Below are 26,409 nucleotides of genomic sequence, written 5' to 3'. Positions count from 1 at the left end.
GAGCGTGTGATCAGCGGCCGGGCGTAACGAGCGTCGCGGCCGCGATCGCCTTCCAGTCGATCCCCGCGGGCAAGCGGCCCTCGGCGCGCTCGGGCCTGCCGCCGCCGCGCCCGCCCGCCGCGATCGCCGCGCGTTTCAGGAAGGCGCCGCAGTCGAAGTCGCTCGAGGGGCCACGCGCCGCGAGCACGATCGTGCCGCCGTCGGCCTCGCCCGCGAGCAGCGCGACGAGATCTCCTTCGGCCGTGATGCGCCCGGCCACCGCGCGCACGAGGTCGAGCGAAGCATCGTCGATGACGCCGATCACCGCTCGCTCGCCCCGCGCCCGCGTCTCTTTCACGAGCGCCTCGGCGATCGCCCCGGCCACGCGTCCTCGCACGCGTCCGAGCGCCTGACGCGCCTCGTCGAGCTCGCGACGCAGCTTCTCGATGCCCGCGGGCACGTCGTCCGGACCGCAGGTGAGATCGCGGGCGAGCGCGCGCACGACGTCCGCCTCGCGGGAGAGCTTCGTCCGGGCCCGCACGCCCGCGGAGAACGTGACGCGCATCTTGCCCTTGTACCGCTCGAGCCCGTCGATGCGAACGAAGCCGACCTGCGCGGTGTTCGTGCAGTGCGTGCCGCCGCAGGGGGAGACGTCGAAGTCGCCGATCGCGACGACACGCACGTTCTCGTGCACCTTGGGCTGCCTTCGCAGCGGGAGCGCGCGGAGCTCGTCCTCGGAGGGGAAAAACGCGCGGATCGGAGCGTCGTCGTCGATGACGGCGTTGACGAGAGCCTCGGCCTCGGCGACGGCGCGCTCGTCGAGGGCGGCGACGTCGAGGTCGATCGTGCACGCGCTTTCGCCGAGGCGCGAGGAGACGGTCTCGGCGCGGGCGACGTCGGCGAGCGCGCGCGAGAGCATGTGCTGCCCGGTGTGCTGCGCCATGTGGATGAGGCGGCGCGGCTTGTCGATCGAGCCCGAGACCTCGGCGCCGATCGCGGGCAGCGGGCCTTCGAGCACGTGATGGATGCGGCCCTCGTCGTCGACCTGCACGTCGACGACGGCGGCCTCGTCGAGGCGGCCGCGATCGGCCATCTGCCCGCCGGACTCGGGGTAAAACGCGGTGCGATCGAGCAGCACGCTCGGGCGGCCGGCGTGCGTCTCGTGGGCGATGACGACGCCGCGGAACGAGAAGAGCTTCGCGTCGTCGTGGTAGAGCGGCGAAGAGCGAGGTGTGGCCAAGGCCGAGGGGCTCCTACGGGCGGGACGCGGGGAGGACGTGATCACGCAGGATGTCGGGCAGGAGCCGGAGCTGGCCGCAGTGCGCGTCGCCGTCCGAGCCCGCGTATCCGCGGAGGAAGAAGTGGTTCTGATCGTGGGCGCGCGAGAGGCCGAACGGATCCTGCGCGGGCGGCGTGGCCGGGACGTCGGCGCCGATCTCGCGCAGGAGGAACGTGCCCGTCTCCAGCGTGGAGGCGTAGTCGGGCGTGGGGACGGCCGTGTGCGTGACGAAGAGGAGAGGTCCGCCGTTCGCCGCGGCGCGCGCGAAGGACGAGAAGGGCGCAAGCTCCGTGGGATCGGGCATCTTGGCGCCGGACGTGTAGCTCGCGTAGAGCGAGTCGAGCAGGATGACGGCGTCGACGTCGTCGCGACCTCCCGCGAGGATCCGCGAGATCGCGCCGTAGCCCGCGCTCCACGACGAGAGGACGATGCTGCGCGGGCGAGCGGCAGGGTTTTTCGTGGCGAGCGCGACCTCGCGGCTGATCGCCGAGAGCATCGCGTCGAACGTGCCTTCGGATTCGAACGTGCTCTTGTAGCCGCTCGACAGCGTGCCCGTGTCGAGCCCGGCGATCACGAGGCCGAGGCCGAGGGGCGCGAGCTGCTTGCGGATGGGCTCGGTGCCGTGGAAGTGGACGAGCAGATCGAAGCCGCCGTCGGGCGGGACGGTGAGGCTCGAAGGGACGAGCATGCGGCCGAGCGGGAGCGGTCGCCAGCCGAGGTAGTCGCCGAAGCCGTTGTCCGGGAAATCGCAGCCGCCGCGAGGCGCGGCCTCCGAGACGAGCGCCGCGGGCTTGCCAGGCGCGCCGCTCGGAAGCGGCGACATCGTGAGCGTGGACTCGGCGCCCTCGGACGTTTCCGTGTTCTTCGCATCCGCGCCCTCGTCCTCGCTGCGCGCGGCGGAGCCGATCACCACGATGGCGGCGCAGAGGCCGACCACCGCGAGATCGCGGAGCCAGTGGGGCGTCGTGCCCTTGCTCAGAAGCCGGGATCCGTGACTTTGGGTACCCACGTCGTGCTCGTCGGTGCCCCGGTGGGCTTTGTGGTCGCGGTCGTCGTGGCAGGGGGCTTCGTCGCGCCCGTGCCTTTCGTCGTGCCCGCGGGTTTGTCGTCTCGTTTCGTCGTCGCTTCGGGGTTCGGATCGGCGGACGGGAGATCGTTGATGTCGAGAACCGTGCCTCCGCCCGTGCTCGCCGAGGGCGCTGGAGCCGCAGCGGTCTGCGCGGCCTGCGTGGGGGCGGGCGGGCTCGGCGGCGTGGGCGACACGTTTCCGCCTGCGTTCCCCGCTGCCGCCCGCGGTTCCATCGTGGTGCGCAGGAACATGAACGTGCCCGCGAGCGAGAGCGCGGTCACCGCGCCGACGGCCATGAAGAGCCCCGCACGCTTGTTCTTTTGCGGCGGCGTCGACGGCACGAGCGAACCCGACATTGCTCCGCCCGCGTACGATTCGGGCGACGGCGGGATGATCGAGGTCGAGGAGTTCCGCGGCATGCTCGTCGGGAAGCTCGTGAGCGCCGAGTTCATCCGCGTGATCGCGATGTCCGAGACCGCCTCGTGCACGTGCGGCTGCGCGGCGCCCGGCGACATCCCGATGCCCGCGGCGCGCTCGTCGGCGGCGCGCACGGCGTCACGCAGCGCAGCACGTCGCTTCTGGCCCCGATCGCCCATCACCGAACGCGTGAACGCGCCGATGTCGTCGTCGACGACCGATGCGCCGGACAAGGCGAGGACACGCTCGAGGGCCGCGTCGAGCTCCAGCATCGTCTGGTAGCGCTCGTTCGGATCCTTCTTCAGGCAGGTGAGCAGCACGCGCTCGAGCTCGACGGGGAAGCTCGGGTTTTTCATGCGCGGCGGGAGCAGCGGGCGCGAGATGATGTTCTTCATCGTCGCGAGATCGTTCTCGCCGAGGAACGGGTGCAGGCCCGTCGTGAGCCGGTAGAGCACGATGCCCATCGCGAAGATGTCGGTGCGCCGATCGACCTTCTGCCCAAGGGCCTGCTCGGGCGACATGTACGGCACTTTGCCCTTGAGCTGCCCCGCCGTCGTCTCGCCGCCCGCGCGGCCGAGGGCCTTCGCCACGCCGAAATCGACGAGCTTCACGATGCCGTCGTACGAGACGAGGATGTTCTGCGGCGAGACGTCGCGATGCACCAGGTTGAGGAGCTGATCGTCATCGTTGCGTAGCTCGTGCGCGCCGTGCAGGCCCGCGCAGGCCTGGCGGACGATGCGGAGCGCGATGCGCTGCGGCACGGGGACGTTGCTACGCTTGGCGGTCTTCGTGATGACGCTGAGCGCCTCGCCGTCGACCCACTCCATGACGATGTAGATCGTCTCGTCCTGCTCGCCGACGTCGAGGATCTCCGCGACGTTCGGGTGATGGATGCGCGCCGCGAGCGAGGCCTCGTCGAGGAACATCTGCTCGAACTGCGGGTCGTCCGAGAGCGACGGGAGCATCGTCTTGATGGCCACCGTCTTCTGAAACCCACGCGAGCCCTTCTGCCGCGCCGCCCAGACCGTGGCCATGCCTCCCTGTGCGATCGGCAGGAGCAGCTCGTAGCGGCCGAGCACCATCCCTGGGGAGAGGTTCTCTTGTTGGGTCATCGGAAGGCCCAGCAAGCGCCATGAACACGGCGCCGATGCGTCATCCTAGCATCCAGGCCGCATTCTCCGCCACGAACGCGCAAAAGGGCCGTTCGAGGCGTTGCCGACGATCAGGGCGTGCCGAGGGGGAGGGTGCGGAGGGCCTCGCAGGATCGAGGCCCTCGAGGGCGCGGAGATCAGGAGCCGGGCGGAACGGCCATGCCGAAGAGAGCCTGGTAGATCTGGCTCAGCTTCTGATGCGACTCACCCGTGAGCATGTCCTTGCCGTAGGGGAGCGTGAAGGGCGTGACGCCGGCGGCCTTGGAGCAGGTGAACCACACCACGAGGTCGGTGTTCGGCTGGCCCGGACGAACGAACGAGACGCCCATGCCAGGCGCCGTCGTGCAATTGTTCGCGCCGGCCTGGAAGCTGTCCTCGTCGCCGAAGAGGTCGAGGAGGTCGTTCTTCATGTCCTCGTTCGTGACGGGCGTCTGGGCCACGATCGCGAGGCCGTTCCAGAGCGGGACCTGCTGCTGCGCGGCCGGCTGCTGGGTCTGGCCGCCGGGAAGGAGGCCCGGCGGGATGAGGCCCGGAGCCGCCTGGTTCAGGCCTTGAAGGAGCTGCTGCCCCGCAGCCTGCATCTCGGGCGGGATGGGCAGGCCCGGGATGCCCGGGAGCGCGCCCGGCGTCGCCGGCGTCGCGGCGACGGGCGGCGGCGGCGCGGTCAGGCGCAGCACGGTGATTTGCGCCTGGTCCATCTGATCGAAGGGCGCCGTGCGAGAGGCACAGCCCGCCGAGAGGGGGGCGACGAAGAGGGCAAGACCGAGAAAGGTGCGGAGACTCGAGTTCATCGTTTCTACCTCGCTTAGTACCACGGTTTGACGGACGGGGGGCAAGCCCAGTCGTCGGCAACGTGCTGAAACGTCGCGCGGCGCTCTCGACCTCGGACCACAGCCGGCGTATGGTCTGCCGAGCGCTCACGGGCGCCCCGACGTGATGGAACCGGAAATCGAGCTCGAACGATTCGCCGCGTTATGTGCGGAGGTCGAGGCTGGGACGCCCCTCGAGGAGGTTTTGCGCGTCGAGGCGCTGTCCGCCGAGGCGTGGGGCGTGAGCCGCAACGCCTGGATGGAGCGAATGTCGCGCGAGCCAGAGGCGACGCGCAACGCGCTGGAGGCCCGCTACAAGGCAGCCTTCGAAGCGCGGTCGCGGGCCATCGAGGCCCGCAAGGCGCGCGCCGGAGCCGGTGGCGGCGAGGACGAGCCGACGCCGCCGCGCGCGCACTCGGTGCCGCTCGGGCTCATGGACACCGTGCCCATGTTGCCGACGGCCGATCCGGAGCAGCTCCTCGCGAGGCTCCGCGCGCGAAGGGCCGCCGCCGCAGCAGCGGCCGGCGAGGGCGCGACGCCGCTGGCGCCGACGGTGACCGGCGCGCCTGCCGTGAAGGGGCCGCCGCCGCCGCCGAGAGAGAGCGCGCCGGGCGCAAAGGTGCCGCCGGACGAGCACACGCCGCCGATGCGGGCGCGCGTCGCGACGATTCCGGATCCGCTTCCGGCGCGGCAGACGCAGCCCATGCCGGCGACGCCCAGCAGGCCCGCGCTCCCGTTCCAGGCCGCGCCGCCCGCGCCGCTTCCGCCGCCTCCTCCTCCCAAGCAGTCGTCGCCGGGCATGATGGCCGCGGTCCTGCCGCCGCCCGCGCCGCCTCCCAAGCCGATCGGTGCGGCCCCGCAGCAGCCGCAGCAGCCCGCGGGGTACGGATATCCGCCGGCGCCCGGATCACCGGCCGCAGCCGGACCTGCGAGCACGGGGGCGCCGGTGTCGAGCTCGTCGTACTCGCAGCGCCCGACGCCCGTTCCCATGCCGCCGACGGTGCCGCAGCCGATGACGCTCGCGGGTTTCCCGGCGGTCGCCCAGGGCCCGCAGCTCAGCCTCGAACGGTACGCGGCGTTCGCCGCGGAGATCGCGGTGAACCCCGCGGCGCTCGCCGAGATCCGTGCGAAGTACGGGCTCACGGACACGGCGCACACGGCCGAGACCGAGGCCTGGCAGCGGCGCTTCGCGGCGGATCGCGAGACGTACGTGCGGTATGCGACGCTGTACCAGCACTACCGCGACTGGTTCGCGGCGCGCGGGCCGCGCTGAGCTAGCAGCCTGTGGAATGATCGTCGCGAGCGCCCCGAAGCTAGGGCGACACCGCGAGGAATCCTGAAGGATTTCGAGCGATGTCGACGGACGATTCGGGGCGCGCAGCAGATAAGTCCACAGGCTGCTAGCGCGCCGAGACCAGTTGACGTAGCAGGGCGCGGAGCTTCGGGAGGTCGAACGGCTTCTCGAGCTGGGGGTTTCGAACCTCCTCGAGGAAGGCCCGCATGCGCGGCGTGAACGCGCCGCCCGTCACGAAGACGAGGCGCGCGGCGACGTCGGGCGCGCGCTGGCGCAGCGCCTCGTGCACGTCCACGCCTGTCACGTCGGGCATCATCAGGTCGCAGAGGATCGCGTCGAACGACGGGTCCTTTTCGAGGAGCGCGAGCGCGTCGCGGCCGCTCGTCGAGACCACGACGTCGTGCTCGTCGGCGAGGAACATCTTGAGCGCGTTCGCGAGCGGCGCCTCGTCGTCGATCACGAGCACGCGGCCGCGGCGGGGCTTGGCCTCGGGGGGCTTTGGCTTCATGGGTGGCTTCTGGGCGAGGTTCGGCTCGTCGGCGCGGATCGCGCGCGCGCCGTCGACGGTTTTTCCGGCCGCGGCGCCGGGCGGGAGGACGACACGAAAGATCGTCTCGCCGGGTCTCGATGCAAGCTCGATCGTGCCGCCGAGGCGCGTGACGATTCCCTGGCAGATCCACAGCCCGAGGCCCGTGCCCACGCCCGCGGGCTTCGTCGTGAAGAAGGGATCAAAAATCTGCGCTTTGACATCGTCGGGGATGCCCGGCCCCGAGTCCATCACCTCGACGACCACGCGTCCTGCGTCGCCGATGTAGGTGCGCAGCCGGATCAGGTTCGCCGCCGCGTTTCCTTCGGGCAGCGCCTGCGCCGCGTTGACGAGCAGGTTCACGAAGACCTGGCCGAGCCGCGCCTCGTTGGCGTCGACGAGCGGCACGTCGTCGTACTCCTTCACGAGGCGCGCGCGGTGGCGGATCTCGCCGAAGACCATGTTGAGCGACGTGTCGAGCACGCGGCGCACGTCGGTCGGCGCGATCTCGCCGTCGTCCGCGCGGGAGAACGTTCGCAAGTCACGCACGATGCTGCGCATGCGCTCGGCTGCCTCGCGCGCGCCGTCGATCGCCGCTTCGAGCTCCACGGCGAGCTGCGTGATCTCGCCCGGGCTGAGATCCACCGCGCGCTCCAGGGCTTCGACGCGTCGCTTCAATGCGGGCAGCGCCTCCGCGGTCGCGACCGCGAGCTGCGTGAGCACGTAGGCGAGGGGGCTGTTGATCTCGTGCGCCACCCCGGCCGCGAGCGTGCCGACCGCCGCCATGCGCTCGGCTTGCACGAGGCGCGCTTGCATCTGCTTGCGCTCAGTCAGATCGCGCGCGATGCCGAGGATCGCCGGCGCGCCGTCGTAGTCGACGTGCAGGCTCACGACCTCCGCGTGCACGATGGATCCATCGCGACGGAGCAGCCGGTACTCCTGCGGCGAGACCGACGTGCCACGCTCGACCTCGGTGTGGTGTTGGTCCTGCGTGGAGCGATCCTCGGGGTGCACCGAGTCTCGCGCGAGGCGCCCGATGAGCTCGCCCGCGCGCTCGTAACCGAGGTACGTGACGAGCGCCGGGTTTGCATAGATCCACCGGCCTTGACGCACCACGCCGATGGCGTCGGGCGCGTGCTCGATCAGCGCGCGAAACCTTGCCTCCGAGCGCTTCAGCGCTTCTTCGGCGGCTTGCTTCTCCGTCACGTCCTCGACGAGGGCCGCGACGCCGATCACCACGCCCTGCGCGTCGACGAGCGCCGTGGCAGACCACTCGCCGCAGATGATCCGGCCATCCTTCCGTCGGTTCTCGTTGCGGCTCCGCTCGACGCCCGTCTGCTCGAGGAGACCGTCCCAAAGCGCGCTGACGAAAGGCCAAGCGCTGTCGGGCACGATGAAGCCCGGCTCGCGCTTGCCGATGGCCTCCTCCTCGGTGTAGCCGAAGATCCGCGTCGCCGACGGGTTCCACTCGAGCACCTCGAAGCGCGTGTTCCACACGATCACGCCGAGGGGGCTGCGCTTGACGTAGAGCGCGTGGCGCTGCTCGCTCTCGCGCAGCGCGGAGAGCGCGCGGTTTCGATCCGTGAGGTCCTCGACCACGCCCATGCCGCCGATGACGGCGCCGCTCGCATTCCGCAGCGGGCAAAGCCGCATCGAGACCCACACGACGGCGTCGCTCGTGGTCGCCTGGTAGCGGCCCTCGTACGTGCTCGACTCGCCTGCGAGGGCACGCTCGATCGAGGGCAGCACGGTGCGATCGCGCAGCCCGTGCATGTCGAGGGACGTGAGCCGCTCGTTCGTCGTCTGGAGGAGCTGCACGAAGCGCGCGTTCCACGTGGTGAGCCGGAGCTCCCGGTCGTACAGGAACACGCCGACGGGCGCCTGTTCGAAGAGCGTGCGGTAACGCTCCTCGGATTCACGCAGGGCCTCGCTGGTTTCGTTCATCTAGAACCCCGACGCGTGTGCGTCGTGCTGCGCCAGCATGCCAAAAGGCGAAGCCTTACGGACGGAAAAAGGCGTCCACCCCTCCCGTTGTGGCGAGGGGGTGACGCCTTTTCGTCTCGGATCAGCGTACGCGCGTTTTTACGCGTGCCGGCGAGGGGTCCGAACGTCCGGTCAGGACGCCTGTTCGGTCTTCGGGGCCTTCTCGGCCTTGGTCTTCTTCCGCGCCTCGGCGTCCAGCAGGCCAATACGCGCCTTCTGGCCGCGCTTGATCCGCTTCTTCTTCAGCGGCGTGGAGAGCCACTCGTGCCGCAACCGGATGTTCCACTTCGGGGTGTTCGCCATGTCTGTCCTCGGGGAGCGCGGGACGGTAGCGAAACCCCCCGCAGAGTCAAGTCCTTCTTACCTGAACGGACCCGGATCAGTCCGGGATCTTCACGAGGTCCACCTCGAGGCGGATCGGCGGATCCCCCTCGCGGGCCTCGACGAGCTTGTCCCACGGAAAAAAGCCCGGCTTCTCCACGGTGATCCGGTGCTTGCCCGGGGGCAGGGCGACGCCGCGTTTCGCCACGAACGCGAGCGCCCCGATGTACATGTCGTCGATCGTGACCGACGCGTCCGGGGCGTTGCCCTTCACCCGCAAGGAGACTGTGGCCGGCGTGCTCGGCGCGCACGCGGCTGCGAGGAGGGACCACCCGACGAGGGCCGCAAGGACCCCGCGTTTCGCGCTCGTTTGCATCATTCCCACTCGATCGTGGCCGGAGGCTTCGACGAGACATCGTACACGACGCGGTTCACGCCGCGGACCTCGTTGATGATCCGCGCGCTCGTTCGTCCGAGCACCTCGTGCGGGATCCGCGCCCAGTCGGCCGTCATGCCGTCCTTCGACTCCACGGCGCGAAGCGCGATCACCTCGTCGTACGTGCGTTCGTCGCCCATCACGCCGACGGTGCGCACGGGCAAGAGCACGCAGAAGCTCTGCCAGATCTTGTCGTAGAGCCCCGCCTCGCGGATCTCCTCCTCGAAGATCGCGTCGGCCTCGCGCAGGACATGCAAGCGCTCCTCCGTGAGCGTGCCGAGGCAACGCACGGCGAGGCCCGGGCCGGGGAAGGGGTGGCGCCAGAGCAGGTGGTGCGGGATGCCCATCGTCGCGCCGACCGCGCGCACCTCGTCCTTGAAGAGCTCGCGCAGAGGCTCGACGAGGCCGAGCTTCATGCGCTCGGGCAAGCCGCCGACGTTGTGGTGGCTCTTGATCACCGCGCTCGGGCCTTTCGCCGAGACGCTCTCGATCACATCAGGGTAGAGCGTGCCCTGCACGAGGAAGCGGCAATCCTCGATCTTCTTCGCCTCTTCCTCGAAGACCTCGATGAAGACGCGGCCGATCGTCTTGCGCTTCTGCTCGGGATCCGTGACGCCGGAGAGCGCGTCGAGGAAGCGTGCGCGCGCGTCAACATGCACGAGCCGAAGGTGGTAGTGGTCGCCGAACATCTTCACGACCTGCTCGGCCTCGCCTTTCCGGAGGAGGCCGTTGTCGACGAAGATGCAGACGAGCCGGTCGCCGAGCGCGCGGTGGCAAAGGATCGCGGCGACGGAGGAGTCGACGCCGCCCGAGAGGCCACACACGGCGCTCGCGGCGGGGCCGACTTTCTGGCGGATCACCTCGACGGACTCCTCGACGAACGAGGCCGGGGTCCACGTGGGCTCGAGGCCGCAGACGTCGAAGAGGAACGCTTCGAGCAGGTCCTTGCCGCGGCGCGTGTGCGCGACCTCGGGGTGGAACTGCAGGCCGTAGATGTGGCGCTCGTCGTCGGCGATCGCGGCGAACGGCGTCGTGTCGGTCGTGCCGAGCGTGGAGAAGCCCGGCGGGAGCTCGACGACCTTGTCGCCGTGGCTCATCCAGACATCGAGAACGTCGCCGTCGTTGAACCGGCTGAAGACGCCGGCGGCGCGGGTCGTGCGGACGAGCGCCGGCCCGTATTCGCCCTCGGTGCCGCGCTCGACCTTGCCGCCGAGCAGATGCGAGAGGAGCTGCATGCCGTAGCAGATGCCGAGGATCGGGATGCCGACGGAGAAGAGCTCGGCAGAGATGTGCGGGGCGCCTTCGCCGTAGACGCTCGAGGGGCCGCCCGAGAGGATGATGCCGCGGGGGGCGAGCTCGCGGATGCGCTCGATCGGTAGGTCGTAGCGGTAGACCTCGCAGTACACGGAGGCCTCGCGGATCCGGCGGGCGATGAGCTGGGTGTATTGCGAACCGAAATCCAGGATCAGGACGAGGTCCCGTCGGCCAGTGAGCATGGTCGCCGCGCTAGCACTTTTCGCGAGAGGGGGCGAGTCGGAGAGGGGACGAAGGAGCTAGATGGGAATGGGCGTCGGGACGAACGAGGTCATCCCCGGCGGAACGGGGACGTCGGGGTGTTTCTCCAGGACGGCCGCGAGGGCCTTGGCGAGCCGCTCGCCGTCCGCCGGATCGCTGCCGCGCGCCGAGTAGAAGACCGCGTATTTTCCGGCGAGAGCAGGCGGCGCGGGGCCGCCGTCCGCGGCGAGCGCGACGGAGAGGCGCACGACAGCGCGATCCTTTGCGCAAACGAGGGTGAGGACGCCGTCCTGAACCGCGAGGATTTCGCGCACCGTAAAGCCGTCGAGTGTGCTGCCGGGCGCGAGGGGGGCGACGAGGGCGAGCTCGGCAGGGCCGGCGGGGCGGGGCGGGGGCGCGGGTTGGGAAGAGATGACGGAGGGCGGCGAGGCGTCGGTCGGGGCGTCGCTGCCGCGGGAGCAGGCGGGGAGGGCGAGGAGCAGGGCAGGGAGGACGAGCGAGCCAGGCCGGATCACGAGGGGCGAGGGTATCATCCCGGTGTAGGCTGAAGCTCGCATGGATCGCGCGGGCTTCGTGGCTTTGCTTTTCTGTGTGTCGACCGTTTCGGCTTGCGAAAGCCCACCCGCGTCTGCGCCCGCTGCGGCGTCCGCGCCCGCTGCGGCGTCCGCGCCCGTTTCCGCTTCCGCGCCTGCTTCCGCTTCTGCGTCTGCACCCGCTCCCGCGCTCACGTCCGCCTCCGCCATCGTCGACCTGCCCATTCCCGGCCATCCCGCCGCCGTCGTCTCGCTCCCGGTCGGCACCACGTCCAAACGGCCCGTGATCATCGCGGCGCACGGCAATTACGATCGCCCCGAATGGCAATGCGACGTCTGGCGCTCGCTGCTCGGTGCCCGCGCGAATCACGTCTTCGTCCTGTGCCCGCGCGGCGTGCGCAGGCCGGATTCTCCTTCCCCCGACGACGTGCGTTTCACCTACGAAAACAATGCCGCGCTGGAGCGCGAAATCGACGCTGGCCTTGCGGCGCTTTCTGCCACGTACCCCGATTTCGTCGATCCGGGACCGGTCGTCCATGCGGGGTTTTCGCTGGGCGCGATCCAGGGCGTGGCCATCGCGGGACGACGCCCCGAACGTTCGCCGCGGCTCGTCCTGATCGAGGGCGGACACGCGGCCTGGAAGCCCGAGGTCGTGAGCGCATTCGCGAAGATCGAGGGCGCGCGTGTGCTGTTCGTGTGCTCGCAGAGCGGGTGCGCCGCGGATGCGCGGTGGGCGGCGTCGCGGCTGGAGAAAGCTGGGGCCAAGACGAAGATTGCGAAAAGCTCGGACGTGGGGCACCGCTACGATGGGCCGGTCGCGGAGACCACACGTTCCGCGCTGGAATGGGTGTTCGAGGGGGATCCGCGGTTCGAGGTCAAAGCAAAGGCCGCCGCTCCCCGGCCGTGATGTTCCACGAACAGCGTTTGGCCGCTCATCGCGCTGGTAAAACCAAGAGGGAATTGGTAGCGTGTCGCGGCCATGGGGAAGCTGACAGACAAGGTTGCTATCATCACGGGCGCTTCGGGGGGTATCGGGACGGCGACGGCCGCGCTGTTTTCGCGCGAGGGAGCCAAGCTCGTGCTGGTCGGTCGCGACGAGGCGCGGTTGCGGCAGGCCGCGGAAGGGTGTGATCCTGCGCGGACGCGCACGGTCGTGGCCGACGTCCGAAAGAACGAAGACACGGAGCGATACGTCGACACGGCGATCCAGGCGTTCGGCGGGGTCGACGTACTCTTCGCGAATGCGGGGTACGAGGGGAAGATCGCGCCGATCGTGGACCTCGACGTGTCGGTGCTCGACGACCTTCATGCGATTCACGTGCGGGGGACGTTCCTGGGCATGCAAAAGGTCATTCCGCGTATGCTGGAGCGGGGCGGGGGGAGCATCGTGGTGGTGTCGTCGACGGCGGCCATCACGTCGTTCCCGGGGTGCGCCGCGTATGCGGCGAGCAAAGCCGCGCTGCTCGCGCTCGTGCGCACGGCGGCGTCGGAGCTCGCGCCCCAGAACATCCGGGTCAATGCGATGGTCCCGGGCGGCGTCGACAACCGCATGATGATGGCGTTCACGGAGCAAATGGCCCCGGGCCACGCCGAGGAGCTGCGGGCGGGCTATCGGCAGATGATCCCGGCGCGTCGCGTCGCCACGAATGAAGAAATGTCGAAGCTCGCGCTGTTCCTCGCGTCGGACGATTCGAGTTATTGCCACGGAGCGAGCTTCGTGGCGGATGGCGGGATGACGGTCGTTTGAGGGGACGGGTGCGGGCGGGCCGTTCGTGAGGGGCTGCCCGCCTCGAGCTTTGCCGCCGCGCTCTCGTCCAGAATCCCCTTGATCCCTTCGACCCCCCTCCCGTACCCTCCGCTGCCATGATTGCCCCGCCCGATTCGACCGCTTCGACGATGCTGGTCGCCCTCTCCACCACGATCGGCGCGCTCAACGCCGCTGTCGAGCTCGACGTCGACCGCACCCCGGACGACCGTGAATTCTTCGCCGTCGAGCGGGAAGCCTTGAAGCCCTTTTTCGATACCCTGTTCGCGGCCGAGCGCGAGGCGACTTCGTATTCGCTCCTCGTGATGCAGGCCAAACAGGCGCGTGTACAGCTCGGCGATACCATTCTCGATCGGGGCGTCAGCCGGGCCAAGGCGCGGATGAAGGTCGAGCTCAAGGGATCGGCGATGGAGGAGGGCGCCGATCACGTCTTCGGGACCGACGTCAGCGACATCATTCAAGCCGAGCGGGCCAAGGAGCCGGGCCTCGTGCTCCAGGCCGTCGGCAAGTTCGCGCAGGTCCCGAGCTTTCCGGGCAAGGCCGAAATGGAGGCCGACTTGACGGGGCGCGCAACGCGACAGCAGCAGAACTTCGTCGACCGGGACGCGGCCGCCGTGAAGGCAGCGTCCCTCACCAGCGCGGTCAAGGTCGCGGTCGCCGCCGGCTCCGACGCGCTGTATAAGTTGGAGAAGCGCCTCCTCGACCGATTCCCCCGCCAGACGCAGTACGTGAAGGCCTTCTTCTACGACGCCGCGCCTTCCCGGAAGAAAGCCGAGCCCCCCACGAACACCTGAGAGGGTGCTGCCGCAGCGTAGCGCCGGGGTTTCACCCCGGACCCGACGAGGGGCTGTCCGCCCCTCGACCCGGACCAGGGCCAGCCCTGGACCTCTGATGCATCGACCGCGATGCGGTCGATGCACAAGCGCATGGGTTGCACGCGCGACGCCTGTGGAACACCCTCTGAGCCCCGGGCTCATCTACGTGCCAGCGTACGGACGATCCTGCGCGGCCGGGATGCCCCACGTGCCAGCGTACGGACGATCCTGCGCGGCCGGGATGCCCCACGTGCCAGCGTACGGACGATCCTGCGCCGCCCAACCCTCCCATCCTCGAGCGTGCGGGCGATGGCGAGGCGTGGAGCCCCCGCGCCCGGCGCCAGCCGCGGTCACGCCCCTTCGCTGCTCGGCGGGCGCGGCAAGAAGATTCGCGCCATCGGCAGCTCGACAGCCTCGAACGGCGGGATGCGGGCCGTCGCGTGCTCGTCGTACGACGCGATGTTCACCCATAGACCGTCGCGCAGCTCGAAGACCTCCAGAATGCGCGCCGCGGGATCCACGATCCAGTACCAGCGCACGCCATATCGCGCATAAAGGTTTTTCTTGGTCACCCGATCGTGCGGCTCGTTCGAGGGCGACAGCACCTCACAGATCCAGTCGGGGACGACCGGAATCGGGAGGACATCCGGATCGGGCAGCCGCTCGCGACGGACGCCGAAGAGGTCCGGGCGCACGATGTCGTGCCGGCCGAGCGCGACGTCCACATCGAGGAAAATCCACCAGCCGCCGGGGCCGCCGAAGCCGTCGTCGTCGTGGAACGGTTTCCCAATGAACACGCGCAGGGTCCCCTGCACGTTCGAGTGCCTGGGGCGCGGCGACGGCAGCGTCACCAGGCTGCCCCCGATGATCTCGGCCTTCTGGTCCTCGGGCAGAGCCAGCAGATCCTCGTACGTCGCGAACTTCCGAGCAGCGTCCATGGTGCCGTCGCCGATCCTAGCAGATCCCACCCCAGCCGCGCGCGCCCGTCCGTAACCGTTTTTCCCGTGCAAGCTGGCCGGTCCTCGCTCCCTCGGCTATCCTCTGCAACGATGTGTCGCCTCTTCGGCGTCGTTTCGAGGCACGTCGAACCTCACCCCGAGCCCCTCGCTACGGCTCCAAAAAGCCTCGCGGCGCTCTCGCCCGAGCACCCGCACGGATGGGGGATCGCCGCCCATGACGGCAAATCCTGGGCGATCCACAAGAGCCCCACCTGCGCCCACGCAGACCCGGCGTTCCGCGCCGTGGCCTCGAATGCCCGCGGGCGTGTCGTCCTCGCCCACGTCCGCAAAGCCACGGTCGGAAAAACCGGCCTCGACAATACCCATCCGTTCCGCCGGGACGCCTGGGTCTTCGCGCACAACGGCACCATTTCCGACGTCGCGTGGCTCGAACGGCGCACCTCGCAATCACGCAAGCGGGAAATCGCGGGGGACACGGACAGCGAGCGGTTCTTCGCATTCCTGATGACCACGCTCGACGAGGTCGGCGCCACGCACGGAAGCCGACGTGCGTCGAGCGACGCGACCCACCACGCGATCGCCCGGGCCATCGAGGCCGCGACGGACAGGCCCCGGTTCGGCGCCGTCAATTTCCTTTTGAGTGATGGGGACGTGCTTTATGCCCATCGCTTTGGCCGGAGCTTGTTCGTCTCCTCCGACGCGGACGTCGTCCGCATTGCGTCGGAGGTCCCGCACGAAGGCGCCTGGCAAGAGGTCCCCGAGCGCTCTCTCCTCTGCATCGACCGCATCGCGGCCTTTGCACCAGACGTCCAGGGCTGTGCGCTGCGAAGGGGGGCGGATAGCTACAAACTAATTTCCCCGCATCGACTGCGCTTCGCGCAGTCGATGCCCAGAGGTCCAGGGCTGTGCCCTGGTCCGGGTCGAGGGGCGGACAGCCCCTCGTCGGGTCCGGGGTGAAACCCCGGCGCTACGCCCTCAGGGCTGCTGAGGCTCGGGCGCCTCGGCCGGCGGCGGCGCCTGTGTGCCGGGGAGCTCAAAACTCCGCGGCGCCTCGTACTCGGGCGGCGGGCCTCCGGGCAGCGGCTTCGGCTTCGGCGGGCTGCAGCACGCGCCCGCGGCGAACACGACGAGCGACGCGAGCACGGGGACGAACCAGGTCCTCATATCTTGGTCCCCTTCTTCTTGATGTTCGTCGGCGGAGGCGGGGTCACGGGGCCCTCGTGCTCGTTCCCGGGCGGCAGGCCGAACGGGCTCGGGGGCGCGGACGTATCGGGCGAACCGTCGATCTTCTGGCGCAGATCGGTGGGTTTGGCAGGAGGCGCCTCCGGGGCCGGGTCGTATTTGGCGCCCTCGGCGCCGGGGGCGCCCATCGGGATCATCGTGGCTGCGGGCGCGGCGCTCGCCGGCCCCTCGTCGTCGTGAGAGCCGCAACCGAGCCACGTGGGCACGGTAAAGGACAGGAGGAGGAACCAGGCGGGGATACCGCGCGGGCGAGCCGACACGAGCCCACGCTAGCACGCCCTTGGCCTTGTGAGGGCAGCCGCGTTAGGTTTCGACGCCGTGGAGAGCACCGCAATCCAGACCGAAGAGCTCATCGAGCTCGCAAAGCGCGCCCGAAAGGCCGCGCGTACGCTTTCGACTGCGTCGCGCGAGGCCAAGGATCGCGCGCTCGTCGCGATCGCGGAGGCGCTGCGCGCGCAGGCCGCCGAGGGCTCGCCCCTGCGCATCGCGAACGCCGAGGACATCGAGACCGCGCGCCTCGCGGGGCTCGCCGCCGCGCTCGTCGATCGGTTGATCCTCGACGAACAGCGCATCCTCGACATCGCCGCGGCCGTCACGCAGATCGCCTCGTTCGAGGATCCCGTGGGCGAGGTGCTCGGCATGAAGCAGCGCCCGAACGGCCTCAGCGTGGGTCAGGTGCGCATCCCGCTCGGCGTGATCGCGATGATCTACGAGGCGCGTCCGAACGTGACGGTCGACGCGGCCGCGCTCTGCTTGAAGAGCGGCAACGCCGTGCTCTTGCGCGGCGGCAAGGAAGCGTCGCGATCGAACGCGGCGCTCGGCGAGCTCGTGCGGAACGCGGTCGCGTCCGCCGGTCTGCCTGCGGACGCCGTGCAGATCGTTCCGTCCGGTGATCGCGAGGGGATTCGCGAGCTCGTGCGGCTCACGGGGATGATCGATCTCGTGATCCCGCGCGGCGGCGAGGGGCTCATCCGCTTCGTGACCGAGCACGCCCGCGTGCCGGTCATCCAGCACTACAAGGGGGTTTGTCACCTCTACGTCGACGAGGGCGCCGATCTCAACATGGCGCTCCGGCTCGTGGAGAACGGCAAGCTCAGCCGGCCCGGCGTCTGCAACGCGCTCGAGGGCTTGCTCGTGCACGAGAGCGTGGCGCTCGCGTTCTTGCCGCGGGTCGGAAAGCTCGCGGCGCAGGGGCTCGAGATCCGCGGCGATCAGGCCACACGCGCGGTGCTCCCGTCGGCCAAACCCGCATCGCCCGAGGATTATGGGCAGGAGTTCCTCGCCCCGATCCTTGCGGTTCGGATCGTCGGCTCGCTCGACGAGGCGCTCGATCACATCGCGCAGTACGGCTCGAACCACACCGAGGCGATCTGCACGCGGAGCTACGAGCGGGCGCAGCGTTTCTCCCGGGCCGTCGACGCGAGCTGCGTGATCGTCAACGCGTCCACGCGCTTCAACGACGGCGGCGAGCTCGGTCTCGGCGCGGAGATCGGCATCTCGACGACGAAGCTCCATGCCTATGGACCGATGGGGCTCGAGAGCCTCACCGCGAAGAAGTGGATCGTCTTCGGCGAGGGGCAAATTCGGTAATCCCGGAGTGAGGTAAAACTTGGCAACGAAGAAGCGATCGGACGGCGGGGGCGAGTCGCCCAAGCCGGCTCGCAGCAAGACAGCGGCGACGAAGACGACGAAGACGACGAAGACGGGCGCGGCGCGTCCGGCGCGCGACGTGGATCCGGGCGAGGGCTCGGGCGAGCGGGACACGCACGTGGCGCCGTCCGTCGTGAAGGCGGCGGTGAAGGCGGCGAAGAAGTCGGCCCGGCCGAAGCTCCGCGCCTCGCACGCGAGCGGGCAGGCGGTGCGCGCGCCCGGTGGCGCCAAGACCACGAAGCGGCCAGGGCTGCCGCGGCGCAAGTCGGAAGGCGAGCTCCGCGGCAAGGGCGCGCCCGGCGTGAAGAAGGCGCCGCTGGCGGCGCCCAAGCGAGCGGCCGGACGCAAGGCACCCATCCCGGAGACGGCTTCTCCGGCGCGCGAGCTCGCGGTCGCGGTGGCGACCGCCGGCCTCGACAAGAAGGCGCTCGGCGTGGAGATCCTCGACGTGCGCGGGCGCGTCGATTACGCGGATTTCCTGGTGCTCATGACGGGCCGGAGTGATCGGCACGTCGGCTCGATCGCGCAGGGGATCGAGGAGGAGCTCGGCAAGAAGAAGATCGCGCCGATCTCGGTCGAGGGTATGTCCGCGGCCACGTGGGTGCTGCTCGACTACGGCGACGTCGTCGTGCACGTCTTCCAGGAGGACGCGCGGCAGCTCTACGACATCGAGGGCCTGTGGATGGACGCGAGCCGCGTGGCCGTGCCCGAAGGCGCGCCGGGCGCGCGGCCTGCCTCGTCGCCGGTGAACCGCGCGCAAGCGGACGCGGGCGAGGGGTTCGGTGACGACGAGGCCGAGGATCGGAGCGAGGAAGAGTAGAGCCGGATCGTATGCGTATCGTCGTCGTCGCCGTGGGCCGCGTGAAGGACAAACCGCTCCGCGCGGCGCTCGACGACTACCTCGGCCGCGTGCGCCGGTACATGCCTTGTGACGAGATCGAGCTCGAGGATGCGCCGCCCGCGCGCCTCGTCGAGCTCTTCGCGAAGAAGACCGACGGCTCGACGACGATCGCGCTCGAGGTGATGGGACGCGCGCTCGACAGCCCCTCGTTCGCCCGGACGATCGAGCGCGCCGGATCCCGCGGCAAGGGTGTGGTCTCGTTCCTGATCGGCGGCGCCGACGGCATCCCCCCGGAGACGTCGCGCGCCGCGCACGATCGGCTGAGCCTCTCGACGCTCACGTTTCCGCACAGGCTCGCGCGGCTCGTGCTCGTGGAGCAGATCTACCGCGCGATGACGATCCTGCGCGGCGAGCCGTACGCCCACTGATCGAGGCGTTTTTCTAGACCGCTTTCGGCTTCTCTTTGCTCTTCCGGTACGCCTCGCGCTGGGCCTCCGTCGGCTTCTTGCCGAAGACGAAGGCGAGGCCGATCGAGAGCGCGTAGAGGACCAGCATCGGCACGGCCATCACGATCTGGCTCGTGATGTCGGGCGGCGTGACGACGGCCGCGATGATGAACGAGAGCAGGACGAACCAGCGGCCGAATCGGATGAGCTGCAAGTAATTGACGATGCCCGCGAGCGACAGGAACAAGATGAGCAGCGGGATCTCGAAGACGATCCCGAACGCGAGCAGCATCCGGGTCACGAAGTCGATGTACTCGCCCAGCATCACGGTCGGCGTGATCGTCACGCCCTGGCCGCCGCCGACGGTGCCGGCGAGGCCGAGGAAGTAGTTGAACGTGATGGGGAAGGCGACGCGCCAGCCGAAATAACAGCCGCCCACGAAGAGCCCCGACGCCGAGAGCACGAAGGGGATCACGAAGCGTTTTTCGCGCGCGTAGAGCCCGGGCGCGACGAAGGCCCAGAGCTGGTAGAAGATGACCGGCGCGCTGAGCACGATCGAGCCGAGCAGCGAGAGCTGGAAGTACCCGATGAACGCGGCCTGGGGCGACTCGAAGTGCAACGTGGCCTGGTTCGGCAGGCCCTGCGCCGTCCACGCGCCCTTGAACGGGCGCGAGATGATGTCGAGCAGGGGATCGCGGTACTCCCAGGTGAGCACGCAGCAGATCAGGAACGCGACGAAGCAATAGACCAGGCGCTTGCGGAGCTCGTCGAGGTGCTCCCAGAACGTCATGGGAGTGCCCTCTTCGTCCTCGATCGGAGCGGGCGCCGCGTCCTTGACCGCCTTCGCCTTGGAATCACTCATGACGCCGCGCTCGGCTCCTTCGTGACGACCCGGCTCGTCGGATCGTCGGTCGCCACGACACCCAGCGGAAGGTGGGCGAGGGGCTCGGGCTGCCCATCCACGTACGGGGCCGCGTCGTCGGGCATCGCGTCGTACGCGTCGCAGCCTACCCGCGGATACTCGCGCTCGCGTAAGATCTCGACCGTCTCAGCGCTCGGCAGAGGCGCGCTCGCCGCGGCAGCCGTCACGGTCGCAGCCGCGGTCGCGGGAGAGGTCGTGGCGGCGGTCGGGACGGCGAGCTTCTCCAGGCCGTCGAGCACGTTCACGTTCGAGAGCGCGCGGATCTCCTGGATGCTGCGGTCGATGCCCTCTTCGCGGAGGAGCTGGTCGATGCCGCTCTGCGCTCGGAGGTCCGTGCTCATGCGGCGGATGCGCGTGACCCACTGACCGGCCGTCCGCATCATGCTCGGCAAGTGCCGCGGGCCCACCACCACGATGGCCACGAGCACGACCACGACCATCTCGCCGAAGCTCAATCCGAACACGCGAGCAAGCTAGCGCGCCGTGGGTTCGGAATCCACCGGGAGACGCCTCCCTCCTCCCTTCCGCACGAGCGGCCGCGCGAGCTGACCACACGCCGCCCCCACGTCGCCCCCGCCCGAATACCGCACGATCGTGCCCACCCCGCGCCCGAGCAGGACCGCGCGGAAAGCCTCGAGGCGGGTCGAAGGCTGGAACGGATCCGGCTCGGTGCCGTCCGTGATCGCGTTGTAAGGGATCAAGCTGAGCCGCGGCCTCTGCCCATGCGCCGCGGCAAAGGACAGGCACAGATCCGCGAGCGCCGCGGCATCCTCGTCCGCGTCGTTTCGACCGGCGAGCAGCGTGTACGCGAACATCGGCGATCGGCCCGTCGCCCGCGCGTGCTCCCCCGCAGCCGCGAGCACCTCTTCGAGCGGATGCGCGTTTTCGATGGGCATGAGCGCGCGCCGCTGCCCCGGCCGCGCCGAGCCGAGCGAGACGCCGAGCCGCACCGCGGGCACCTCGCGGAGCAGCGTGCGGATCCCGGTCGGCAAGCCCGAGGTGCACACCGTGATGTTGCGCATGTCGATGGCGAGCGCGCTCGGCTCGCTCATCACGCGGATCGCGTGGATCACACGTTCGATGTTCGCCATGGGCTCGCCCATGCCCTGGAAGAGCACGCCGTGCACGCGCGGCCGGATCCCGGCGGCGACGAGGTTTGCCGGCGGATCGTTTGCGAGCTCCTCGCGCACGCGGCGCACCTGCTCGACGATCTCCCACGGCTCGAGGTTGCGGCCGAGGCCCATGCGGCCCGTCGCGCAGAACGCGCACGCGAGCGCGCAGCCGACCTGCGAGGACACGCAGACGGAGAAGCGGCCCGGGTGCTCGAGGGGGATGCGCACGGTCTCGATGATGGCCCCGTCGTGCAGGCGGAAGGCGTACTTGACGAACGGATCGAGCGCGCTCGCGGCGCGGCTCTCGATGTGGATCGTGGGCACGTGCCCGGCTTCGCGGGCGGCGTCGAGCGCGGCGCGCCGGATCGTCGCGGGCGAGCGCTCGGGCAAACCGCCCGTTCGATGCACGAGCGAAACGATCCGCCGCGCGTCCGTCACGTCGATGTTGCAAACGCGGGCGAGCTCGTCGGGGAGAATGGCCTGGAGGGCGAGGGGCACGGCGGCATCGTTCTAGTCGAGCGGGACCCTGGACGCACCCGTCTCGTTCTCCCCATCCTCCGCGGATCCTGCTACCCTCCTTGTCGATGATGGATCCGAAGCGCGATGGCCCCTCGATGATGCTCGCGCCGTCCGCCCGGGGGGGAGCCGCGCTCTCGTTTCCTCCCGCGGATCCGCCTCGCCGGTTCCCGCCCGTCGATCAGCACGTCGTCGTCCCCGAGAAGACGCGCGACGAGATGATACGCGGCCGGAAGATCATCGCCCAGCCCGCGCTCGAGCCCCACGGTGACGCACACGCGAACCTCGGCGCCGTGATCCGCTTGCACGTCCGCGAGGGGTATCGCGCCTCGATCGATCTGCTCACGCGGGTCTCGGAGGGATCGAACTTCGCGACGGACCTGTCGATCCGTCGCGACGGCACGGATCCCGCGACGGGCAGGAGGCACCTCGAAGAGGTTTCGTTCGAGATCGTGAACGAGCAGGCGCCGGGCGTGGTGCGCGAGAAGGCCGAGGACCTCGCGGAGCGAGGCGTCCGCCGCGTGTTCGCGATCCACGTGAAGCGTGGCGAGGTCTGCGAGTGGTCGCGCGAGATGGCCGCGTTCGTGCCGCTCGACCTCGACGGAATGATCGAGGATCCCTGTTTCATACGGCCGATCCAGGTGCGCGCGCTGCTCGACGGCGCGGTCGCGGAGCGCGAGGCCGCGCGGGCGCTCGAGCGCAAGGGGAACCCGGAGATCCTGGCGATCAAGCAAAGCGCGGAAGAGAAGGGCCGCGAGGAGGGCCGCGAGGAGGGCCGCGAAGAGGGCCGCCGCGAGATGCTGCTCGAAGTCCTGCGCGAGCGCTTCGGCGAGCTCCCGGAGGCCATGCAGGCGCGCGTCGCGACCGCGACCGGCGCGACCTTGTCCCGGTGGGCGAAACGCTCCTACGCGGCGAGCTCGCTCGACGACGTGTTCGTCGAGGTCGAGGAGGACAGCGGACCGGTTCGTCGCTGAGCATCCGCGCCCTCTTCCTTCCCGCCGTGCATGGGTCTACCGTCGCCCCCGCATGGCCCGCTGCCGCGCCCTCTTGCTCGCCGTCGCCTCGGCCGCCCTCACGGCGCTGCCGGCCGGTGATGCGTGGAGCTCCCCCGAGGACGTGTACGGCTTCGGCCCGCGCTCCATGGCGATGGGCGGCACCGGCGCCGCGCTCGGCCGCGGCTTCGAGGCCGTCTGGAGCAACCCCGCGCTTCTCAGCCTCGAGCATCGACGTGAGCTCACGATCGGCCTGCTCGGCTCGGTCTTCGACCTCCGCGCACCCGAGCGCCTGAGCTACGACAAACTCGCGGGCGGCTTCATCGGCGCGGTCTTGCCCGTGCCGTTCGCTGGGGTCTTGAAGGACCGCATCACCATCGGCCTCGGCTTCTTCACGCCCTTCGACCTCATCGTCCGCGGCCGCATCCTCTACCCCGAGACCAAGCAGTTCCCGCTCGCGGATCGCACGGCCTCCGTCGCAGTTCAGGTCGGGCTCGGCGTCGACGTCGGTTATGGCGTGCGGATCGGCGGCGGCTTCGCGGCGCTCGCGGCGCTCACCGGCTCCGTCCTCGTCGCCACCGACGCCTCCGGCCGCATCGGCACCGTCGTCGAGGACACGCTCGTCGCGAGCTACGGCCCCATCCTCGGCGCGAGCTACGAGCGTGGCGCCTACCGCGTCGGGCTCACCTACCGCGGCGAGCTCGTCGGGCGCTTCAACGTCGTCATCGAGGTGAAGGATCTCGGCCAGATCGTCGTGCCTCCGCTCAACATCGCAGGCCTCGCGCAGTACGATCCCGCGCAGATCGCACTCGAAGTCGCGCGCGTCCGCGGCCCGTGGCGCGTCACCGCGGGCGCGACGTACAAGCGCTGGTCGGCCTATCCCGGCCCCGCCGAGGCCACCGTCCGTTGCCCCGCGATCGACCCGTCCACGGGCGCGCCGCCCGAGGAACCTTGCGGCGCCCTCACGCCTGCGCCGCTCGGGTACACGGACACGTTCGTTCCGCGCGTCGGCGTCGAGCGTGTCCTCTCGCCGAAGAAGTCCGTCTCCATGATGCTCCGCGCCGGCTACTTCCTCGAGCTCTCGCCCTCGCCTGCGCAGACGACCGCCGCGAACATCTACGAGAACACCCGCAGCGTCTTCGGCCTCGGCTACGGGCTCGAGCTCACCGCGCCCTTTCCGAACCTGCGCTTCGATCTCGCCGGGCAGGTGCAGGTCCTCCATCCTCGCGCGCACGACAAGGCCGCGGACGTGCCTGCCACGAATCCCGGCGCGCCTTCCGTGCGCACGAGCGGCGTCGTCGTCGCCGGCGCGGCCACCGTGGGGGTCGGGTTCTGATGACGAAACACGCGCGCTCGCTCCTGCCCGCGCTCGCCGCGGCGTGGCTCCTCGTGGCGCCCGAGGCGCACGCAAGCGCGCCCGGCACCTACGGCATGGGCTCACGCGCCGGCGCGCTCTCCGGCGCGGTCACCGCCGACGCCGCGGACTTCTCGGGCTGCTTTTACAACCCCGCCGGCCTCGTCTCCGCGCCCGGGCTCGAGCTCTCCCTCGGCTACGTCTACGCGGACAATCGCCTCCGCATCAACGGCAAGGACAACGACGTCGCCGACGTCCACGGCCTCATGGCGGGCATCGTCGCGCCTGGCAAGATCCTCTCGGTCCCGTTCGCGTTCGGCATCGCCACGTACATCCCCGACAACGGCCTGTCCCGCATCCGCGCCCTTCGCCAGGAGACGCCGCGCTGGGAGCTCTACAACGACCGGCCCACCATCCTGTTCCTCTCGGTCCACCTCGCCGTCCGTCCGCTCCCGTGGCTCGAGCTCGGCGGCGGACTCGCCTTCCTCGCCGCCACGCGCGGCCGCTTCGGCATCCGCGGCGAGGCCGACGTTTTGAGCCCCTACGACTCGCAGCTCTCCCACGAGGTCGACGCCGATCTCACCTCGATCCGCTATCCCATCGCCGGCGCGCGCGTAAAACTCGGCCGCTTCGGCTACCTCGGCGTCGCCTACCGTGGACAAACCAAGCTCGACCTCGCGCTCCAGGCGAACCTCGAAGGCATCGTCGACTTCGCCGGCGTCGACGTCCCGCTCCGCTACACCCTCGAGACGCGCACGCTCGACGCCTTCCAGCCGCAGCAGGTCGTCCTCGGTTTGTCCTTCCAGGCCGTGCCCCGCCTCCGCGCGAACTTCGATCTCGGCTGGGTGAACTGGTCGGCCTATGAGAGCCCGACCCCCCGGACCTCCGCCCACCTCGAAGCCGAGCCCCCGCCCGGCGTAGGCGTCGAGCTGCCCGAGGATCCCAAGCCCGTCGTGATCGTCCCGCCCGCGTTCCAGGACCGCTTCGTCCCGCGCCTCGGTGTCGAGTACGTCCTCGCCTTCGGCGCCGAGCGGCGTGTGTCGGGGCGCGACGCGCCTGCCAAGGCCGTCGAGATCCCCTTGCGCGCCGGCTACGCCTACGAGCGCTCGCCCGTGCCGCCGCAGGAGGGCCCGACGAACTTCGTCGACGCCGATCGGCACACGATCTCCCTCGGCGCGGGCCTCGTCCTCAACGCGCCGTTTTCCGTCCTCCGCGGCGCGCTCCGCCTCGACACACACGTGGCCCTCTCCGTGCTGCCCGAGCGCATCACGCAGAAGGCGAACCCCGCCGATTTCGTCGGAGACTACCGGGCCGATGGCACCATGATCGCGGGCGGCGCCACGCTCACCGCTTCGTTTTGAGGGCATACCGATGCGCACGGAACACCCGGGTTCGTTCCTCCTCGCCCTCGCGCTCCTGTCCGGCTGCGCCACGCTCGCCGACACCGAGACCGGCGGGGAGAACCTGCCGAACGCAGCCGCCGGCCCGTTCCGCGCCCTTCGCACGGGCGAGCTCGGCAACCTGCGCTCCGCGCCGAATGCCCTCGCAGACGACGAGACCTTTCCCCGCGATCCCGCCGTCCTCGACGCCGACGGAGATCCCGCGACGCCCGCCGTCTTCGGCTACTTCTCGATGAACCCCGAGGTGCCGGGCGAGGAACCCGATCTCACGGCGCCGTCCGGCGCCATCGTCCGGTACGGCGCCGAGGACGGCCGCTCCTTCGATCGCGCGCCGCTCGTGGTGCTCACGCCCGAGGCGCCGTGGGAAGGCGGGACCGTCGGCGCGCCGTCGGTCGTCCGCGTGGGCGACGAGATCTTCCTGTACTACGCCGCGGCCGGCGGCATCGGGCTCGCGCGGAGCCTCGACGGCAGCGTTTTCGCGCGGGTGCCCGGCGCTGTCCTCGGGCCCGACGCGTCCGGCTGGGAAGCCGGCGCCGTGCCGCGCAGCCCGGGTGTGGTCGTGCTCGACGACGGCTCGTTCCGGCTCTTTTACGAGGTCCCGGGGCCTGGCGACGCGGCGCGCATCGGCGAGGCGCGCTCCGACGACGGCGTCACCTGGACCCGCGTCGGCGACGGCCCCGCGCTCGCGCCCGCGCCGGCCGGGGAGGGGGCCGAGCCTCCTTACGACGGCGCCTGGGTCGGTGCGCCCGCGCCCGTGCTCGCCCGATCAGCCGAGGGCCGCCCGATTCTGCGCGTGTATTACGCCGCCCGGGACAGCCTCGGCCGGGCCGTCGTGGGTCTCGCCGCGCGATTCGATCCGGGCAGCGAAAAGTCCCTGGAGCGCGCCGCGAGCCCCGTGTTCGGCAGCGGCAGCTCGCTCGGACCGCACGAGCCCTGCGTCCTCGTACGCCCTGGCCATACATTGCTTTTTTCGACGCAACGCGCGGGTCGTACGAAGAGCGCCAATTATCCGGCGGTGGCTGCCGGCGTGGCGCCGGCCGACGTGTCCTTGCCCGCCCCTTGAAACCGAAAGCCCCCGGGCGC

At 70.1% G+C, this 26,409-nt stretch carries 27 protein-coding genes; 12 read left to right on the top strand and 15 right to left on the bottom strand.

What is annotated here, in order from left to right; all coding sequences use genetic code 11:
• Nucleotides 1-10 precede the first annotated feature (10 nt).
• From KEG57_RS32765 to KEG57_RS32750, 4 genes are all read right to left on the bottom strand, one after another.
• Entirely contained in the window at nt 11-1,219 is a 1,209-nt protein-coding gene (locus tag KEG57_RS32765; protein ID WP_272424088.1) for an alanyl-tRNA editing protein, read from the bottom strand.
• 13 nt (nt 1,220-1,232) lie between these two features.
• Nucleotides 1,233-2,267, bottom strand: a complete 1,035-nt coding sequence (locus KEG57_RS32760; protein WP_272424090.1) for a hypothetical protein — start codon at nt 2,265-2,267, stop codon at nt 1,233-1,235.
• Entirely contained in the window at nt 2,234-3,856 is a 1,623-nt protein-coding gene (locus KEG57_RS32755) for a serine/threonine-protein kinase (RefSeq protein ID WP_272424092.1), read from the bottom strand. The genes KEG57_RS32760 and KEG57_RS32755 overlap by 34 nt, the downstream gene beginning before the upstream one ends.
• Before the next feature lie 176 nt (nt 3,857-4,032).
• Nucleotides 4,033-4,686: a hypothetical protein gene (locus KEG57_RS32750; protein WP_272424094.1), complete on the bottom strand. Its 654-nt coding sequence runs from the start codon at nt 4,684-4,686 to the stop codon at nt 4,033-4,035.
• 142 nt (nt 4,687-4,828) lie between these two features.
• On the opposite strand from KEG57_RS32750, the gene KEG57_RS32745 reads away from it, so the two are divergent.
• Nucleotides 4,829-5,977, top strand: coding sequence for a hypothetical protein (locus KEG57_RS32745; RefSeq protein ID WP_272459169.1), 1,149 nt, complete (start codon nt 4,829-4,831; stop codon nt 5,975-5,977).
• Between the two features lie 127 nt (nt 5,978-6,104).
• Here the strand turns inward: KEG57_RS32745 and KEG57_RS32740 are convergent, their stop codons facing one another.
• The 5 genes from KEG57_RS32740 to KEG57_RS32720 all read right to left on the bottom strand — a co-directional run bounded on the left by KEG57_RS32740 (nt 6,105) and on the right by KEG57_RS32720 (nt 11,294).
• On the bottom strand, nt 6,105-8,468 hold the full coding sequence (locus KEG57_RS32740; protein ID WP_272424097.1) for a hybrid sensor histidine kinase/response regulator: 2,364 nt from the start codon (nt 8,466-8,468) through the stop codon (nt 6,105-6,107).
• 171 nt (nt 8,469-8,639) lie between these two features.
• Nucleotides 8,640-8,810 carry a hypothetical protein gene (locus KEG57_RS32735; protein WP_272424098.1) on the bottom strand — a complete coding sequence of 57 codons (171 nt, stop codon included), beginning with the start codon at nt 8,808-8,810 and terminating at the stop codon, nt 8,640-8,642.
• 76 nt (nt 8,811-8,886) lie between these two features.
• Entirely contained in the window at nt 8,887-9,207 is a 321-nt protein-coding gene (locus KEG57_RS32730) for a PEGA domain-containing protein (protein ID WP_272459168.1), read from the bottom strand.
• Nucleotides 9,204-10,760 (bottom strand): glutamine-hydrolyzing GMP synthase, encoded by a 1,557-nt coding sequence (gene guaA / locus KEG57_RS32725; protein WP_272424101.1) that lies wholly within the window; start codon nt 10,758-10,760, stop codon nt 9,204-9,206. The genes KEG57_RS32730 and guaA overlap by 4 nt, the downstream gene beginning before the upstream one ends.
• A gap of 57 nt (nt 10,761-10,817) precedes the next feature.
• Complete coding sequence (locus KEG57_RS32720; protein WP_272459167.1) at nt 10,818-11,294, bottom strand: hypothetical protein; 477 nt, start codon at nt 11,292-11,294, stop codon at nt 10,818-10,820.
• Between the two features lie 76 nt (nt 11,295-11,370).
• Here KEG57_RS32720 and KEG57_RS32715 point away from each other — a divergent pair, with 76 nt between their 5' ends.
• The 3 genes from KEG57_RS32715 to KEG57_RS32705 all read left to right on the top strand — a co-directional run bounded on the left by KEG57_RS32715 (nt 11,371) and on the right by KEG57_RS32705 (nt 13,871).
• Nucleotides 11,371-12,219, top strand: coding sequence for an alpha/beta hydrolase (locus KEG57_RS32715; protein WP_272424104.1), 849 nt, complete (start codon nt 11,371-11,373; stop codon nt 12,217-12,219).
• A gap of 72 nt (nt 12,220-12,291) precedes the next feature.
• A complete protein-coding gene (locus KEG57_RS32710; RefSeq protein WP_272459166.1) occupies nt 12,292-13,059 on the top strand; it encodes an SDR family NAD(P)-dependent oxidoreductase in 768 nt (255 codons plus the stop codon).
• Nucleotides 13,060-13,175: 116 nt separating this feature from the next.
• Entirely contained in the window at nt 13,176-13,871 is a 696-nt protein-coding gene (locus tag KEG57_RS32705) for a hypothetical protein (RefSeq protein ID WP_272459165.1), read from the top strand.
• Nucleotides 13,872-14,242: 371 nt separating this feature from the next.
• Here KEG57_RS32705 and KEG57_RS32700 read toward each other — a convergent pair whose 3' ends face one another.
• The gene (locus tag KEG57_RS32700; protein ID WP_272459164.1) at nt 14,243-14,830 is read right to left on the bottom strand and encodes a Uma2 family endonuclease; all 588 of its coding nucleotides are present in this window, start codon (nt 14,828-14,830) and stop codon (nt 14,243-14,245) included.
• 111 nt (nt 14,831-14,941) lie between these two features.
• Here KEG57_RS32700 and KEG57_RS32695 point away from each other — a divergent pair, with 111 nt between their 5' ends.
• The gene (locus KEG57_RS32695; protein WP_272459163.1) at nt 14,942-15,808 is read left to right on the top strand and encodes a class II glutamine amidotransferase; all 867 of its coding nucleotides are present in this window, start codon (nt 14,942-14,944) and stop codon (nt 15,806-15,808) included.
• A gap of 18 nt (nt 15,809-15,826) precedes the next feature.
• Here KEG57_RS32695 and KEG57_RS32690 read toward each other — a convergent pair whose 3' ends face one another.
• Together KEG57_RS32690 and KEG57_RS32685 are read right to left on the bottom strand one after the other, a co-directional pair.
• Nucleotides 15,827-16,015 (bottom strand): hypothetical protein, encoded by a 189-nt coding sequence (locus tag KEG57_RS32690; protein ID WP_272459162.1) that lies wholly within the window; start codon nt 16,013-16,015, stop codon nt 15,827-15,829.
• Nucleotides 16,012-16,353, bottom strand: coding sequence for a hypothetical protein (locus KEG57_RS32685; RefSeq protein ID WP_272459161.1), 342 nt, complete (start codon nt 16,351-16,353; stop codon nt 16,012-16,014). The genes KEG57_RS32690 and KEG57_RS32685 overlap by 4 nt, the downstream gene beginning before the upstream one ends.
• A 58-nt stretch (nt 16,354-16,411) precedes the next feature.
• On the opposite strand from KEG57_RS32685, the gene KEG57_RS32680 reads away from it, so the two are divergent.
• From KEG57_RS32680 to KEG57_RS32670, 3 genes are read left to right on the top strand one after another with little or no spacing between them, the layout of a single operon-like run.
• Nucleotides 16,412-17,683, top strand: a complete 1,272-nt coding sequence (locus tag KEG57_RS32680) for a glutamate-5-semialdehyde dehydrogenase (protein WP_272459160.1) — start codon at nt 16,412-16,414, stop codon at nt 17,681-17,683.
• 19 nt (nt 17,684-17,702) lie between these two features.
• Nucleotides 17,703-18,563 (top strand): ribosome silencing factor, encoded by an 861-nt coding sequence (gene rsfS, locus KEG57_RS32675; protein WP_272424118.1) that lies wholly within the window; start codon nt 17,703-17,705, stop codon nt 18,561-18,563.
• Between the two features lie 11 nt (nt 18,564-18,574).
• On the top strand, nt 18,575-19,012 hold the full coding sequence (locus tag KEG57_RS32670; RefSeq protein ID WP_272424120.1) for a 23S rRNA (pseudouridine(1915)-N(3))-methyltransferase RlmH: 438 nt from the start codon (nt 18,575-18,577) through the stop codon (nt 19,010-19,012).
• A gap of 13 nt (nt 19,013-19,025) precedes the next feature.
• Here the strand turns inward: KEG57_RS32670 and tatC are convergent, their stop codons facing one another.
• From tatC to KEG57_RS32655, 3 genes are read right to left on the bottom strand one after another with little or no spacing between them, the layout of a single operon-like run.
• Entirely contained in the window at nt 19,026-19,892 is an 867-nt protein-coding gene (gene tatC, locus KEG57_RS32665) for a twin-arginine translocase subunit TatC (RefSeq protein ID WP_272424121.1), read from the bottom strand.
• On the bottom strand, nt 19,889-20,416 hold the full coding sequence (tatB, locus tag KEG57_RS32660; RefSeq protein WP_272424122.1) for a Sec-independent protein translocase protein TatB: 528 nt from the start codon (nt 20,414-20,416) through the stop codon (nt 19,889-19,891). Before tatB ends, tatC begins: the two co-directional genes overlap by 4 nt.
• Nucleotides 20,417-20,425: 9 nt before the next feature.
• Entirely contained in the window at nt 20,426-21,562 is a 1,137-nt protein-coding gene (locus KEG57_RS32655; protein ID WP_272424123.1) for a radical SAM protein, read from the bottom strand.
• Between the two features lie 86 nt (nt 21,563-21,648).
• Here KEG57_RS32655 and KEG57_RS32650 point away from each other — a divergent pair, with 86 nt between their 5' ends.
• Genes KEG57_RS32650 through KEG57_RS32635 form a run of 4 tightly spaced genes read left to right on the top strand, consistent with a single transcriptional unit; the run spans nt 21,649 to nt 26,389 of the window.
• Entirely contained in the window at nt 21,649-22,554 is a 906-nt protein-coding gene (locus KEG57_RS32650; RefSeq protein WP_272424124.1) for a PDDEXK family nuclease, read from the top strand.
• A gap of 52 nt (nt 22,555-22,606) precedes the next feature.
• Nucleotides 22,607-23,908, top strand: coding sequence for an OmpP1/FadL family transporter (locus KEG57_RS32645; protein WP_272459159.1), 1,302 nt, complete (start codon nt 22,607-22,609; stop codon nt 23,906-23,908).
• Entirely contained in the window at nt 23,908-25,287 is a 1,380-nt protein-coding gene (locus KEG57_RS32640; RefSeq protein ID WP_272424126.1) for an OmpP1/FadL family transporter, read from the top strand. The genes KEG57_RS32645 and KEG57_RS32640 overlap by 1 nt, the downstream gene beginning before the upstream one ends.
• A gap of 10 nt (nt 25,288-25,297) precedes the next feature.
• The gene (locus KEG57_RS32635; RefSeq protein ID WP_272424127.1) at nt 25,298-26,389 is read left to right on the top strand and encodes a glycoside hydrolase family protein; all 1,092 of its coding nucleotides are present in this window, start codon (nt 25,298-25,300) and stop codon (nt 26,387-26,389) included.
• Nucleotides 26,390-26,409 lie beyond the last annotated feature (20 nt).

The sequence above is a fragment of the Polyangium jinanense genome (assembly GCF_028435365.1).
The sequence above is the reverse complement of the archived record's forward strand: the minus strand, read 5'-3'. Positions and strand labels throughout refer to the sequence as shown.